General features: G+C 69.5%; 13 protein-coding genes. 9 read left to right on the top strand and 4 right to left on the bottom strand.

The window, feature by feature from the left end; all coding sequences use genetic code 11:
* Positions 1-140: 140 nt before the first annotated feature.
* The 5 genes from K6V06_RS19690 (at position 141) to K6V06_RS19670 (ending at position 3,937) form a co-directional block, all read left to right on the top strand.
* Positions 141-542, top strand: a complete 402-nt coding sequence (locus K6V06_RS19690; RefSeq protein ID WP_222245821.1) for a Fur family transcriptional regulator — start codon at positions 141-143, stop codon at positions 540-542.
* Complete coding sequence (locus K6V06_RS19685) at positions 539-1,126, top strand: DUF2796 domain-containing protein (protein ID WP_222245820.1); 588 nt, start codon at positions 539-541, stop codon at positions 1,124-1,126. The genes K6V06_RS19690 and K6V06_RS19685 overlap by 4 nt, the downstream gene beginning before the upstream one ends.
* A gap of 3 nt (positions 1,127-1,129) precedes the next feature.
* Positions 1,130-1,858 carry an ABC transporter ATP-binding protein gene (locus K6V06_RS19680; protein WP_222245819.1) on the top strand — a complete coding sequence of 243 codons (729 nt, stop codon included), beginning with the start codon at positions 1,130-1,132 and terminating at the stop codon, positions 1,856-1,858.
* Between the two features lie 11 nt (positions 1,859-1,869).
* A complete protein-coding gene (locus K6V06_RS19675; protein ID WP_222245841.1) occupies positions 1,870-3,141 on the top strand; it encodes an FtsX-like permease family protein in 1,272 nt (423 codons plus the stop codon).
* A gap of 70 nt (positions 3,142-3,211) precedes the next feature.
* Positions 3,212-3,937: a DUF3299 domain-containing protein gene (locus K6V06_RS19670; RefSeq protein ID WP_255581977.1), complete on the top strand. Its 726-nt coding sequence runs from the start codon at positions 3,212-3,214 to the stop codon at positions 3,935-3,937.
* A 185-nt stretch (positions 3,938-4,122) separates the two neighbouring features.
* On the opposite strand, the gene K6V06_RS19665 is transcribed toward K6V06_RS19670, so the two are convergent.
* Both K6V06_RS19665 and K6V06_RS19660 read right to left on the bottom strand, forming a co-directional pair.
* A complete protein-coding gene (locus tag K6V06_RS19665; RefSeq protein WP_222245818.1) occupies positions 4,123-4,479 on the bottom strand; it encodes a cupin domain-containing protein in 357 nt (118 codons plus the stop codon).
* 79 nt (positions 4,480-4,558) lie between these two features.
* Positions 4,559-5,392 (bottom strand): IclR family transcriptional regulator, encoded by an 834-nt coding sequence (locus K6V06_RS19660; RefSeq protein WP_255581976.1) that lies wholly within the window; start codon positions 5,390-5,392, stop codon positions 4,559-4,561.
* Between the two features lie 151 nt (positions 5,393-5,543).
* On the opposite strand from K6V06_RS19660, the gene K6V06_RS19655 reads away from it, so the two are divergent.
* The 3 genes from K6V06_RS19655 (at position 5,544) to K6V06_RS19645 (ending at position 10,388) form a co-directional block, all read left to right on the top strand.
* Positions 5,544-6,581: a tripartite tricarboxylate transporter substrate binding protein gene (locus K6V06_RS19655; RefSeq protein ID WP_222245817.1), complete on the top strand. Its 1,038-nt coding sequence runs from the start codon at positions 5,544-5,546 to the stop codon at positions 6,579-6,581.
* Positions 6,582-6,654: 73 nt separating this feature from the next.
* On the top strand, positions 6,655-9,030 hold the full coding sequence (locus tag K6V06_RS19650; protein WP_222245816.1) for a cytochrome P450/oxidoreductase: 2,376 nt from the start codon (positions 6,655-6,657) through the stop codon (positions 9,028-9,030).
* A gap of 350 nt (positions 9,031-9,380) precedes the next feature.
* Positions 9,381-10,388: a Fic family protein gene (locus K6V06_RS19645; RefSeq protein WP_255581975.1), complete on the top strand. Its 1,008-nt coding sequence runs from the start codon at positions 9,381-9,383 to the stop codon at positions 10,386-10,388.
* Between the two features lie 161 nt (positions 10,389-10,549).
* Here the strand turns inward: K6V06_RS19645 and K6V06_RS19640 are convergent, their stop codons facing one another.
* Positions 10,550-11,365 (bottom strand): TonB family protein, encoded by an 816-nt coding sequence (locus K6V06_RS19640; RefSeq protein ID WP_222245814.1) that lies wholly within the window; start codon positions 11,363-11,365, stop codon positions 10,550-10,552.
* A 194-nt stretch (positions 11,366-11,559) separates the two neighbouring features.
* Positions 11,560-13,125 (bottom strand): methyl-accepting chemotaxis protein, encoded by a 1,566-nt coding sequence (locus K6V06_RS19635; protein WP_222245813.1) that lies wholly within the window; start codon positions 13,123-13,125, stop codon positions 11,560-11,562.
* 316 nt (positions 13,126-13,441) lie between these two features.
* On the opposite strand from K6V06_RS19635, the gene K6V06_RS19630 reads away from it, so the two are divergent.
* Positions 13,442-13,735 carry a DUF3649 domain-containing protein gene (locus K6V06_RS19630; RefSeq protein ID WP_222245812.1) on the top strand — a complete coding sequence of 98 codons (294 nt, stop codon included), beginning with the start codon at positions 13,442-13,444 and terminating at the stop codon, positions 13,733-13,735.

Here is a 13,735-nt window from a genome sequence, read left to right as displayed (position 1 = left end):
TGACGGGGCAGCGAAGCCTCGGGCGGCGATGCAGGGGCGAGGCTGACGCTGCGCCGCAACGGGCTTCGCCCCGTTTTCCTATTCCTTGTTCCCACAAGCCGCCGCCGGCCGCCCGCGGCGCCGGTTGCGCACCGAAAAGAATGGAACGACTGACGCGTCAACGTGACGCCATCCACACTGTGCTCGCCGAAGCGGGCAGGCCACTGACGCCGCAGGAATTGCTGGACGCCGCGCGCTCGCATGTCGCCGGCATCGGCATTGCGACGGTGTATCGCAACCTGAAGGCCATGGTCGAAGCTGGCGAGATCGTTGCCGTGCCGCTGCCCGGCGAGGCGCCGCGCTACGAACTGGCCGGCAGCGAGCATCACCATCATTTCTATTGCCGCGCCTGCGACCGCGTGTTCGAGGTGCACGGCTGCCCCGGGGACATGAAGCGGCTGGCGCCGCGCGGCTTCCAGGTGCAGGCGCACGAACTCATGCTCTACGGCCTGTGCGCCGACTGCGCCTGCGGCGCGCAATCGGCAGCCGCCGTGCCGACATGACGAGGAAACGCCAGGTGCCGATGCCAACCGGGCGCCGATATCGCGCCGCTGCCGGCTTTGCCGCTTCGCTGTGCCTGCTGGCACACCCAGGAGGCGTGGACGCCGCCGACCCGCATGTGCACGGGCAGGCGACGCTCGAGGTGGTGCTCGACGGCCCCGTGCTGTCGATCCGCTTCGCCTCGCCGCTGGACAACATCCTCGGGTTCGAGCGCTTGCCGCGCAACGAGCAGGAGCGCGGCAAGGTGCAGGCCGCGCTGCAGAGGTTGCGCAATGGTGGCGCGCTGTTTGTGCCCGCCGCGCAGGCCGGCTGCCGGCTGGAAGCGGCGCAACTGGATTTCGGCGCCCTGCAGCATGGGCTGACCGGGGAGGGCAAGCCGCCCGCCGCCGGCGCGCACCAGCACCAGCATGCGGACCTGGACGCCGGCTACCGGTTCCGCTGCGAGCGTCCGCAGGCGCTCGATTCGCTGGAGGTCCGGCTGTTCCGCGCCTTTCCCGGGGTGACCCGGATCGGCGCGCAATTGGCCAGCGAGCGCCGGCAGTCCGGCGCCACCTTGACGCCGGCCAACCCGCGGCTGAGCTGGTAGCGCATGGGCGAGCAGCAATCGCACGCGACGGCGCCGCCGCCGCTGGTGCGCGCCATCGATATCGCGTTTCGCTGGCCCGGCAGGCAGGGGACTGCCCTGGCGTTGCCCGACCTGTTGCTGGCGCGCGGCGAGCATCTGTTCGTGTCGGGCCCCAGTGGCAGCGGCAAGACGACATTGCTCGGGCTGCTGGCCGGCGTCATCATGCCGCGGCAAGGCCGTGTCGAAGTGGCGGGGACCGATCTGCGCAGCCTGGCGCCATCGCGGCGCGACCGTTTCCGCGCGGATCATGTCGGCGTCATCTTCCAGCAGCTCAATCTGCTGCCGTATCTGTCGGTGCTGGAGAACGTGCTGTTGCCATGCCGCTTTTCGAGCCGGCGCCGGCTGCACGCCCGGCAACAGGCGGGCAGCGAGATCGAGGCGGCCGGCATGCTGCTGGAGCGCCTGGACATGGCGCGGGACCTGTGGCGCCGGCCGGCGGCCGAGCTGTCGGTCGGGCAGCAGCAGCGTGTCGCCGCCGCACGCGCCTTGCTGGGCCGTCCGGACCTGGTGCTGGCCGACGAGCCGACTTCCGCGCTGGACGCCGCACGGCAGCAGGCCTTCATGGCGCTGCTGCGGCGGGAGTGCCGGGCGTCGGGCGCGGGGCTGGTGATGGTCAGCCATGACGAACGGCTTGCCGAGGGCTTCGACCGGCGCCTGGACATGGCGCCGCTGCCCTCGGAGGCGCTGCCATGATGTCCAGTCCTGTGGTCGCGCTGATTGGCATTGCGGCGCGCAGCGCCTGGAACCGCCGCGCCAATCTGGTCTGGATGGTGATCGCGATCGCCTTGTCCACCGCGCTGCTGCTGGGCATCGAGCGCGTGCGTCATCAGGTGCGCGGCAGCTTCTCGCAATCGGTGTCGGGCACCGACCTGATCGTCGGCGCGCGCGGCAGTCCCGTGCAACTGGTGCTCTATGCCGTCTTCCGGCTGGGCGGCGCGACCAACAACATGACCTGGGACAGCGTGCAACGGCTCGCCGCGCATCCCCAGGTGGACTGGATCATCCCGCTGTCGCTGGGGGACTCGCATCGCGGTTTTCCGGTGCTGGCGACCGACGCGCGCTATTTCGAACATTTCCGCTACGGCGACGCCCGTACCCTCGCGCTGGCCGAAGGCCGCCGCTTCGACGGCCTGTTCGAGGCGGTGCTGGGCGCCGAGGTCGCCCGCCGGCTCGGCTATACGACAGGCCAGCGCATCGTGCTGACGCATGGCGAGGGCGGCGGCCCGGCGGCGCTGGCGCAGGGGCATGACGACAAGCCGTTCACGGTGGTGGGCATCCTGGCGCCGACCGGCACACCGGTGGACCGCACCATTCATATCGGCCTGGAGGCGATGCAGGCCATCCACCTCGACTTCCAGGGCGGGGTGCGCCTGCCCGGCGCGGGCATCGCGCCGGAGCACGTGCGCCGATTCGATCTGACGCCGGCGAGCGTCACCGCGGTGCTGGTCGGCTTGAAGCTGCGCTCGCGGGTGTTCGCCGTGCAGCGCGAGATCGCGCAGGATACGCGCGAACCGTTGATGGCCGTGCTGCCTGGCGTGGCGCTCGATTCGCTGTGGGAGGTGGTGCGCATCGGGGAGAACGCGCTGCGGGCGGTGTCCGCGATGGTCGCCGTGGTCGGCCTTGCCGGGCTGGCGTCGTCGATTCTCGCGGCGCTGGGGCAGCGCCGCCGGGAGCTGGCGATCCTGCGCGCGGCCGGCGCCCGGCCCGCGGATATTCTGGCGCTGCTGGCGATCGAGGGCATCCTGCTGATGCTGGCCGGCACGGCAGCGGGGGTGGTGCTGCTGTGGGCGGCCTCGGGCATGCTGGGGGGCTGGATCGAGGGCAGGCTGGGTGTCACGCTGCCGGTGGCCTGGCCCTCGCCGCAGGAGCTGCCGGTGCTGGGCGCGCTGCTGCTCGCCGGCTTTCTCGCCAGCCTGCTGCCGGCGTGGCGCGCTTATCGCTTGAGCCTCGCCGATGGGCTCAACCCGCGGATATAGCGCCACGGCGCCGCGACGGCGCGAAGACGGCACTGGGGACCACGAGCGCGATGCGCAGGGAAAGGACGATATGCAGATGGACTCGGACAGGACGGCCCACGCCTTGCAGAAGCGTGCGCGCCGGAACCGCATGCTCGCGACGGCAGCCCTGGTGCTACTGGCCGGTGGCGGATACTGGTGGTATCTGGACCAGCAGGGCGGCGAGCGCGTAGAGGCGGACGCGGAAAGGACCGCCGAACGTGGCCGCGACGCCGGCGCGGCGGCACGGCCTGAATATGCGATCGGCGAGGCGCTGTCGGCAAACGCGCCCGTGCCGGGTGCCGACGCGGGCGGCGGCTTCCGCGAGATCGAATGGGATGCGCTGGTGCCCAAGGGGTGGGACCCGCTGGCGCCGTTGAAGGGTCTGGACCTGGCCCAGATGCAGGACGAGGACCCGCGCGCGCAACAGGCGCTGGAAACGGCCAAGCGTTACTGGCAGGAAGCGCCGGTCGAGCCGTCGATGGACGGCGCCCGGGTGCGCCTGCCGGGCTTCGTCGTCTCGCTCGGCGGCGAGGGCGAGGCGATTCGCGAATTCCTGCTGGTGCCGTATTTCGGCGCCTGTATCCACGTTCCGCCGCCGCCGGCCAACCAGGTGGTGCATGTGCAAGCCGGCGCGCCGCTGCAGGGCACGCGCACCATGGATCCGGTATGGATCGAGGGCGTGCTGCAGGTGGAGCGCGCGCAGACGCCGATGGGCGATAGCGGCTACGTCATGCGCGCGGCAAGGGTGGAGCCTTATGTGGAGAAGGGGCGCTAGCGGGGCGCCACTGGAGAAAGGCAAGCGGCGTGGGGCCCTCTCCCCCGGCCCCTCTCCCACAAGTGGGAGAGGGGAGCAACCTCACGGCATTGGACAGGCCGCCGGTTTTCTCCCCTCTCCCGCCCTGCCGGAGAGGGGCCGGGGGAGAGGGCAGCCCGGCTTGCGCCGTAGCCACCGCCTTCCACCTATCCCCTGTCCACCACCACGAAATGCTTGCGCACGTGCTCCAGCACCTCGAACGTGCCTTCGAACCCCGCCGGAATCACGCAGGCATCGCCAGGACCGAATTCCCGCGCGTTGCCGCCCGCATCGGCGATGCGCAGCCGCCCGCTGATGACATGGAAGAACTCTTCCTTGCCCGCCGGAAAGGCGATGCGCCACGCGCCCGGTTCGCATTCCCAGATCCCGCAGTCGAAGTCGCCCTGCGCGGCGCTGTAGTGCGTCCAGGTCGTGCGCGCCGGGTTGCCCTGCACCAGCCGGTCAGGGCGAGGGCGATCGTGGGCCGGGGTGGGCGTGGAGCGGAAGTCGATCAATGCGGTCATGGTCGCTGTCGTTCGATTGGGACGGAGGCCGAACGATAGCAAATCGGAAGCGGATCGCCACGGCAGCGCCGTGCCGTGCTCAATCCCCCGGCCGCGCCGGTTGGCCAAGCTGCACCGACAGCGCCCGCGCGTGCCGCCGCACGGCCAGTCCGATCGACCCGTCCACGGATGCATCGAAGCCGCCGGTGGCCCCCAGTGCAGTCAGCACCGCGCAGACGCGCCCGGTGTAGTCGAACACCGGTGCCGCGATGGCGCTGATGCCCTTCAGATTGGTATCGCGCACCGCGGCGCAACCCTGCGCCCGCACGGTCCGTTGCAGCTCGCCGATCGGGTCGCGCGGATCTAGCGTCGCCCGGGCGGCCGGCGTGGTGGCGGCCAGTTCCGCCTCCGCCAGCGAGCGCACGGTTGCATCGTCGGCAAAGCCGAGGAAGGCGCGCCCGGTCGCCGACCACAGCAGCGGCATTACCGAGCCCGCCCGCACGTTGACGATCACCGGCAACGCCGGCTCCTCGATGCGCACGATGGTCGGCCCGCGGTTGCCCATCACCGCGACGAAGCAGGTCACCTCGAGTGCTTCGCGCAGCTGCGCCAGCGCGGGTTCGGCCACCCGCAGCGGGTCCCCCTGCCGCATCGCGGCCAGGCCGATCTGCAGTGCCTCCACCCCCAGGTGATATTGCTGGCTGTTCGCCTCCTGCGCGACCAGCCCTTCCTCGATCAGGCTGACCAGGTAGCGGTGCACCTTGGGCGGGCTCTCGCCGATCCGCCCGGCCAGCGCGGTCAGGCTGGCGCGCCCGCCGAGCGCGGCGAGCCCCTTGAGCACGGCCATGCCGGTGACGGCCGACTGCACGCGCTGGCGCCGTTCACGCAGGCGAGGAACGGCGTCGTCGGAGGGGGTGGGCAGGGAAGGTCGCATGTCGTAGCAGATAAGCGGAAGGGATCGCGGCGAGGCGAACACGTTCTCACGTTAACCCTGATCGCCTATTTACGCAATGCGTATATCCTTTACGCAAACGACGGCGCCCGAGCCACACGCCGTCGCCAACACAACGAATATCGGAGACCCCATGTCGCTCGCCCTTCGTGCCACGCATCGCCGCGGCGCCTCCCGTCTTTCCTCCACGCCGGTCCGGCTGCTGCGCACGCTGGTGCTCGGCGCCACCGGCGCGCTCTGCTCGCTGGGCGCACTGACGCAGGCCCACGCGGCAGACGCCTATCCGGCCAAGCCGATCCGCTGGATCGTGCCCTACGCTGCCGGTGGCGGCTCGGATTTCCTCGCCCGCACCATCGGGCAGGGCCTGTCCGCACGCATCGGGCAGCCGGTCGTGGTGGACAACAAGCCGGGCGGCAATACCGCCATCGCCGCGTCCGAGACGGCGCGCGCGGCGCCGGACGGCTACACCGTGCTGTCGGCCGACAACGGAACGATGGTCTTCAACCCGGCGCTGTACAAGTCGCTGGCCTACAACCCGAAGGACCTGGCGCCGGTCACGCTGCTGGGCCGCTTCCCGATGATCCTGGTGGTCGGTCCCGGCAGCCCGGCCAGGACCGTGCAGGACTTCATTGCCCAGGCCAGGAAGCCGGGTGGGCTGAACTACGGCTCGGCCGGCGCCGGCAGCCCGCACCATCTGGCAATGGAGCTGCTCAAGGTCGAGGCCGGCCTGACGCTGACGCACGCGCCGTACAAGGGCGCCGCGCCGGCGCTGTCCGACGTGGCCGCCGGCCAGGTGCCGGCAATGATGGTCGACTACGCGGCGGGCGCGGGCTTCATCAAGGGCGGCAAGGTGCGGCCGCTCGCGGTGGCCAACGCCACCCGGCTGCCGCAGCTGCCCGATGTGCCGACCTTCGCCGAGGTCGGGCTGAAGAACGTCGAGGCCGCCGCGCTGGTGGGCATGGTGGTGCCGGCCGCGACGCCGCCCGAAGTGATCGCCAGGCTCAACCGCGATGTCGTCGCGGCGATTCGCGAGCCCGGCGTCAACAAGCGGATGGTCGATTTCGGCGTCGAGCCGGTCGGCAACACGCCAGCGCAGTACGGCGAACTGCTGAAGAACGAATCGGCGCGCTGGACCCGCCTGATTCGCGAATTGAACATCACGCTCGACTGAGCGGCGCGGGCGCCGGCTCCCGCCCGGGGAGCCGCGGGCCCGCATGGTAGGCATCAAGCAAGGAAGTCCCAGCATGTCCGAATCCACCCACGCCCCCTCGCTCCCATCGGCTGCACCGGCCCCGGCCCATCCGGTGCCGGCCGGCTGTCCATTTCATGCGCAGCAGGCGCAAGCGGGGGGTTGCCCGGTCAGCCCGCGGGCGGCGGCGTTCGACCCCTTCGAGGATGGCTATCAACAGGACCCGCCCGGGTATCTGCGCTGGTCGCGCGACGAGGAGCCGGTGTTCTACAGCCCGAAGCTCGGCTACTGGGTGGTGACCCGCTACGATGACATCAAGGCGATCTTCCGCGACAACAGGACCTTCAGCCCATCGATCGCGCTGGAGAAGATCACCCCGACCGGACCCGAAGCCAATGCAGTGCTCGCCTCCTATGGCTTCGCGCTGAACCGGACGCTCGTCAACGAGGACGAGCCCGCGCACATGGCACGGCGCCGCGCGCTGATGCAGCCCTTCACGCCGGAGGAGCTGAAGCACCACGAACCGCTGGTGCGCCGGCTCACGCGCGAGTATGTCGACCGCTTCATCGACGACGGCCGCGCCGATCTGGTCGACCAGATGCTGTGGGAGGTGCCGCTGACCGTCGCGCTGCATTTCCTTGGCGTGCCCGAGGAAGACATGGACCTGCTGCGCCGCTATTCGATCGCGCATACGGTCAACACCTGGGGCCGGCCCAAGCCCGAGGAGCAGGTCGCCGTCGCCCATGCCGTGGGCAACTTCTGGCAGCTTGCCGGCCGCATCCTGGAGAAGATGCGGCAGGACCCGTCCGGCCCGGGCTGGATGCAGTACGGCATCCGCAAGCAGAAGGAGATGCCCGACGTCGTCACGGACTCGTACCTGCATTCGATGATGATGGCCGGCATCGTCGCGGCCCACGAGACCACCGCCAACGCCACTGCCAATGCCGTAAAGCTGCTGCTGGAGAATCGGGAGGTCTGGCAGGAGATCTGCGAAGACCCCTCGCTGATTCCGAACGCGGTGGAAGAGTGCTTGCGGCACAACGGCTCGGTGGCCGCCTGGCGCCGCATCGCCACCGCCGACACCGTGGTGGGTGGGGTGCCGATTCCGGCCGGCGCGAAGCTGCTGATCGTGTCCTCGTCGGGCAACCATGACGAGCGCCATTTCCCCGATGCGGACAGCGTCGATATCCGCCGCGACAATGCTACCGACCAGCTGACCTTCGGCTACGGCGCGCACCAGTGCATGGGCAAGAACCTGGCGCGCATGGAGATGCAGATCTTCCTGGAGGAGCTGACGCGGCGGCTGCCGCATATGCGGCTCGCCGAGCAAACCTTCACCTATGTGCCGAACACCTCGTTCCGCGGTCCCGAGCACCTGTGGGTCGAGTGGGACCCGTCGCGCAACCCGGAACGCAGCGACCCGTCGCTGCTGACGCGGGCGATTCCCGCGCGGATCGGCGAACCGGCCGGCCACGCATCGAGCCGTCCGGTGGTGGTGCAAGGCGTGGAGCGCGTGGCCGACGAGATCGTGCGCGTGCGCCTCGCCTCCGCCGATGGCAGGGCGTTGCCGCGCTGGGCGCCCGGCGCCCATATCGACATCGAGTGCGGCGACACCGGGCTCTCGCGGCAATACTCGCTATGCGGGGACCCGGCCGACGCGCGCACCTACGAGATCGCCGTGCTGCGCGACCCCGACAGCCGCGGCGGCTCCGCCTGGGTCCACGGCCAGTTGCGACCGGGCGACCGCTTGCGCATCCGCGGGCCGCGCAACCACTTCCGCCTGGACGAGGCCGACCGGCATGCGATCTTCATTGCCGGCGGCATCGGCATTACCCCGATCGCGGCGATGGCGCGGCGCGCCCGCGAGCTGGGCATTGACTACACGCTGCACTACAGCGGCCGCTGCCGGTCCTCGATGGCGCTGGTGGACGAACTGCGCGCCTTGCATGGCGACCGGCTGCATCTGTATTGCAGCGACGAAGGCCGCCGCAACGATTTCGCCGCGCTGCTGGCCGAGCCCCGCGTAGAGACGCACATCTATGCCTGCGGACCGACGCGGATGCTGGATGCGCTCAAGGACAGCACCGCCCATTGGCCCGAGGACGCCCTGCGCGTCGAGCATTTCGCCTCGACCGCCGGCACGCTCGACCCTTCGCGCGAGACACCGTTCGAGGTCGAGCTGCGCGATTCGGGTTTGACGCTGACCGTGCCCGCCGACCGCACGCTGCTGGCCACGCTGCGCGCGGCCAATATCGATGTGCAGAGCGACTGCGAGGAAGGACTGTGCGGCTCCTGCGAGGTGCACGTGCTGTCGGGACAGATCGACCACCGCGACGTGGTACTCACGCGCGCCGAGCGCGAAACCAACGGCAGGATGATGGCATGCTGCTCGCGGGCCGCAGGCGGGTGCAAGCTGGTGCTGGAGTTGTAGAGGGGCAGGGGGCGGAGCGACCGCTTTTTCCTTCCAGGTCCGGCGCGCCGACCCGGACAGGCGGAGACTGCCGGTTTCCATCCGGCTTTTCGTGGTCGTGTTCCTCCCGTTGGCCGGTACACCGGCCTTTCCTACACGTTTTTAAGCGAACGGAGTAGTATCTATACGTTTTTGAATCCGCCTACACGTTTTTACTTGATGCCCGCGCCTTCGGCGGCGTCATGCCTGACCCCGGGAACCGGCACTTCTGCCCCGTTATCCGTCGGACAGAAGCTGTCCGGACGGTCGAACAGTACGACTGTGGAGCTCGGCTGGACGAGCTGAATGCCGAGTTTGGGTCTCACGTTCTGATGCGCAGCGTAGTATGGCTGACCATCAAGGAATCGCTCAGTTCGTTCAGGATCGAGCATGAGCAGGACCAGCGCGACAGGGTGCGGCGCTTTGCAGCGGTGATGGAAGCCAGGGTTGGCGCCTATGCCGATCCGCTCAAGGCCGATGCGCTCGAAGAGTTGCAGCGCGAGATCGTTGGAGACCGCACCACGATCCTGCGCTTTGGCTTGCGGGAATCCCCGGTGTTCGTGGGCGCCCGCAGCGAGTGGCGCGACGTCGTTCACTACATCGCGCCGCCTGCGCGCGAGCTGGCCGGAATGATCGAGGGGCTCTCCACGTTCCTTCACCGGACCGAGCGGCTGTCGGCGCTTGTCCGGGCCGGTACGGTGGCCTTTGGTTTCGTGTTCATCCATCCGCTTGCAGATGGCAACGGCCGCATCCACCGCTTCCTGATCAACGACATTCTCAGGCGAGATGGGGCAGTGCCGCCACCGTTTGTCCTGCCAGTCTCCCCGGCCATTGTTTCAAAGCCTCAGCATATCGCGGCCTACGACCATGTTCTGGAGGCGTTTTCCAGGCCGTTCATGGCGCGGTATGCAGGCAAGTATGCCTTCTCCGGCGATGCAATCTCCTATTCCGACGGCATACGTTCGAACCTGGTCTTTACGGACGAGGCAGATGCTCTCCACACATGGCGGTACCCGGATCTGACTGCCCAGGTCGAGTACGTAGGCCGTCTAGTGAACCTGACCATTACGGAAGAAATGCGCAACGAGGCGGCCTACCTGCGCAACTGGCATCGGGCAAGGTTAGCGGTGAAGAACGCGCTGGATGGCCCCGACGAGCACATCGACCGCATCATCCGCGCATTACGCGAGAACCAGGGGCGGGTGAGCAACAAGCTGGCCAAAGAATTTCCCATCCTCCAGCAGGAGCAAGTCGCAAGTGATGTCATCGCGGCAGTACGGGCGGCGTTTCCGGAAGAGCGAGACGGCGGGTCCGGGCAAGGCGACATGCTGGGGCGGTAAGGGATTGGCTGCGCGTGCCAGAACGAGTCGTCGGGGGACGCCGGCCCATCGGAGGGCGAAACCAACGGCACGATGATGGCATGCTGCTCGCGGGCCGCGGGCGGGTGCAAGCTGGTGCTGGAGTTGTAGAGGGGCAGGGGGCGGAGCGCCCCCTCCACTTGTCAGTCAGGGGCCAGCTTGAATTCGATTCGCTGCAGGGCGACGGCGGCTGCGGGCGCGCCCTGCTGGTCCCGATAAGCCTTGCATTGCATGGCCTGGACCGCGGTTTCCGCCGCCGCATCCAGTGCCGCGACGCCGGACGAGCGATAGACCGCCGTCGAGGCGACCTTGCCTGCGTCGTCCAGCATCAGCCATACCTCGACCGCACCGGTCCGGGCTTCGCGTCTGGCCGAGGCGGGATAGACGGGGCGCGGTGGAACGCAAAGGTTGCCGGGGCGTGCCGCAGTCATCGCGCTGGCCCCCTGCATGCCGCCGCAGCGGCCCAGCACCTCGCGCTCGAACCGGGAGACGGCCGCCTGCACGGCGGCGGGCGGTGTGGCGAGCGTTGCGCCCGTCTCGGTCGCGGCGAAGTCGCGCCACGCCTGGGCGGCGTCCGGCACCGCCGCTGGCGCTGTCATGCCGGCACGCTCGGTCGGCGTCGCCGCACGCCAGCGCAGCAGGGCCCCGACGGGCGAATCGAGGAAGCGGCCGGCCTGCTCCAGCTGGTCGGGACCGAGCGTCGCCGTCACGGCGGGGATCAGGGCATCGACCACCTCTTCGCGCTGCACGGCGGCGACACAACCGAATTGGCCGCTGGCGCCGGTATAGCCAGCGTCCCGCGCGGCGGCGATCAGCCGGCCCCGCACGGCAGGGCCGTGGAAGGTCTGCACGACACGCCGAACCTGGGCGTCGGCCGGCGGCTCGTCCGGTTCAGCGGCCGCCGCCGGCGGCGCCGCGAGGGCGAGCGTTGCGAGCGCGGCTGCCGCTGCTTGGGACAAGAATGCCGGGATGGCGCAGCGGCGCCGCAAGCGATGGAGTGGGCCTGTCATGATGGACGGATACGTGAGGGCGCCGTGCCGGCGGTTTGCGCCTGCACCGCGCGCCCGCCCCGCGCTCGCGCCGTGTCGAGCGCGGCAAGTATGCCGCGCCGCGACCGGCGCTGCCACCCCCGCCAAGGGGGCGGCCGGTGCCGCTAGCGTCCGGCGACCGGGGCCCGAAGACGGGCCGGCGCGCCCTCGTCGATCGAGAACGAACTGACGGCGCGCACCAGTTGACCGGCCTGCTCGCGCAGCGAGGCGGCTGCGGCGCTGGCCTGCTCGACCAGTGCCGAGTTCTGCTGGGTAGCCTGGTCCATCTGCGTGACGGCGCCGTTGATCTGCTCGATGCCGTCGCTCTGCTCGTGGCTGGCGGCCGCGATCTCGCCGACGATATCTGTCACGCGCCGGACGCTCGCCACCACGTCGTTCATGGTGCGGCCCGCCACGTCCACCAGCTGGCTGCCGGCCTCGACATTGCGCGCCGACTCGTCGATCAGCGCCTTGATCTCCTTTGCCGCCCCGGCGGAGCGTTGCGCCAGGCCACGCACCTCGGACGCGACCACCGCGAAGCCGCGGCCCTGCTCGCCCGCGCGTGCGGCTTCCACCGACGCGTTGAGCGCGAGGATGTTGGTCTGGAAGGCGATGCTGTCGATCACGCCGATGATGTCGACGATCTTCTGCGAGGAGGCGCTGATCGCGGCCATGGTCTGCACAACCTGACCGACCACGTCACCGCCCTTGCCGGCCACGCCCGAGGCCGACACCGCCAGGCTCTGCGCCTCGCGGGCGTTGTCGGCGTTCTGCCGCACGGTGGCCGTCAGCTCTTCCATCGAGGCGGCGGTTTCCTGCAGCGCGCTGGCCTGCTGTTCGGTGCGGCTGGACAGGTCGTGGTTGCCGGCGGCGATCTCGGCGGACGCCATGGCGATGGTGTCCGCGCTGACGCGGATGTTGCCGACGGTCTGCTGCAGGTTGCGCTGCATGTCGCGCATCGCGGCCAGCAGGCTGTGCTGGTCGCCCGGCGCGACCTCGACCTGCACGCGCAGGTCGCCCGCACCGATCTTGCGCACGATCTCGGACGCGTAGGCCGGCTCGCCGCCCAGCTGGCGGTACAGGCTGCGCGCCATCCGCCAGCCCATCGCGCCGACCACCAGCATCAGCGCACCGCCGATCGCCAGCAGGATCGACGTGCTGCGCCAGAAGGCGGTGTCGATGTCGTCGATATAGTCGCCGGTGCCGACGATCCAGTCCCACGGCTCGAAGCGGATCACCGCATACAGCTTCTGCACTTCGTCCTTGCTGCCCGGACGGGTTCCCATGGCGGTCAGGGTGCCGACGCGCTGGCCCTGCAGGGCGGCGCGGTAGCGCTCGCCGGCTTCCTTGCCGCCCTTGGCGTCGACGATGCCGATGCGTTTCGGATTCGGGTGGATGTAGTTGACGTCGTTGGCATAGCCGCGCGCCCAGAAGTACAGCTCGTTCTTGCGCAGGCTGCCAAGGATGCGCCGGGCTTCCTGCTGCGCCTGTTCGCGCGAGAGCTCGCCGGCTTTTTCCTGCGTATGCAGCTTGTCCAGCGAGGCATGCGCCAGTTCCACCAGCGTGGACAGCTGCGATACCCGCTCTTGCATCATGGTCTGCCGAAGCGTGGACAGCGAGATCGCCGCCAGCAGCAGCATGCCCAGCAGGGCAGCGCCGCACAGCAGCAGGGTTCGGGTGCGAAGGGTCATGTCGATCTTGAAAGGGCCGGTTGTGAGGAGGAGCCGGTCACGACCCGCGCGCCCGGCACCGGCGTATCCCTCGACCGAAGGACCGAGGGAATGCCAGCTCGTATATCGGCCGGCCCTGCGGCGTCTGCAGCCAATGTGACAGAAATATTTCGTGCCCAGGATGAAATGTTATCCACGCTGCTCTTACCGAAGCGGCGGTGCCGCGGCCGTCGTGGCGATCGATGGAAGTGGCCTCGGCGCAACGCGAAAATACCGTGCCCTTTCATAAGGTAATGAGAATCGTTATCATGCGCACTTCTATTCCATTGCGTCTCCCATGCTCCGTCCCTGGCTCTATCGTCTTGGTGTCGCGTCCCGTGCCGTAGCGGGGATCGCCGGCGGCTACGGACTCGCTGCCCTCGCCACCGCATGGCTGGCGGTGGCGCTGCCCGGTCCCCGCGCCGAGGCGGTTACCGCGGCGACGCTGCTGTCCTTCGCCATCTATGCCGGCGCGGTGATGTGGGTGTTCGCCGCCCGCACCGCCTGGCGTGCGTGGGCCGGCCTGGCCATGCCCGCGCTGGCGCTGGCGGTGGCGCTGTGGGCGCAGCGCGGCGCCGCTGCAGGAGGCTGA

The sequence above is a fragment of the Cupriavidus sp. AU9028 genome, assembly GCF_019795295.1.
Classification (GTDB): Bacteria; Pseudomonadota; Gammaproteobacteria; order Burkholderiales; family Burkholderiaceae; genus Cupriavidus.
The sequence above is the reverse complement of the archived record's forward strand: the minus strand, read 5'-3'. Positions and strand labels throughout refer to the sequence as shown.

Excerpts from the sequence above, each read along its gene's own strand:
- K6V06_RS19690 (WP_222245821.1), top strand. The coding sequence starts at position 141 with ATGGAACGACTGACGCGTCAACGTGACGCCATCCACACTGTGCTCGCC.
- K6V06_RS19685 (WP_222245820.1), top strand. The coding sequence starts at position 539 with ATGACGAGGAAACGCCAGGTGCCGATGCCAACCGGGCGCCGATATCGC.
- K6V06_RS19680 (WP_222245819.1), top strand. The coding sequence starts at position 1,130 with ATGGGCGAGCAGCAATCGCACGCGACGGCGCCGCCGCCGCTGGTGCGC.
- K6V06_RS19670 (WP_255581977.1), top strand. The coding sequence starts at position 3,212 with ATGCAGATGGACTCGGACAGGACGGCCCACGCCTTGCAGAAGCGTGCG.
- K6V06_RS19665 (WP_222245818.1), bottom strand. The coding sequence starts at position 4,479 with ATGACCGCATTGATCGACTTCCGCTCCACGCCCACCCCGGCCCACGAT.
- K6V06_RS19660 (WP_255581976.1), bottom strand. The coding sequence starts at position 5,392 with ATGCGACCTTCCCTGCCCACCCCCTCCGACGACGCCGTTCCTCGCCTG.
- K6V06_RS19655 (WP_222245817.1), top strand. The coding sequence starts at position 5,544 with ATGTCGCTCGCCCTTCGTGCCACGCATCGCCGCGGCGCCTCCCGTCTT.
- K6V06_RS19650 (WP_222245816.1), top strand. The coding sequence starts at position 6,655 with ATGTCCGAATCCACCCACGCCCCCTCGCTCCCATCGGCTGCACCGGCC.
- K6V06_RS19645 (WP_255581975.1), top strand. The coding sequence starts at position 9,381 with ATGCGCAGCGTAGTATGGCTGACCATCAAGGAATCGCTCAGTTCGTTC.
- K6V06_RS19635 (WP_222245813.1), bottom strand. The coding sequence starts at position 13,125 with ATGACCCTTCGCACCCGAACCCTGCTGCTGTGCGGCGCTGCCCTGCTG.
- K6V06_RS19630 (WP_222245812.1), top strand. The coding sequence starts at position 13,442 with ATGCTCCGTCCCTGGCTCTATCGTCTTGGTGTCGCGTCCCGTGCCGTA.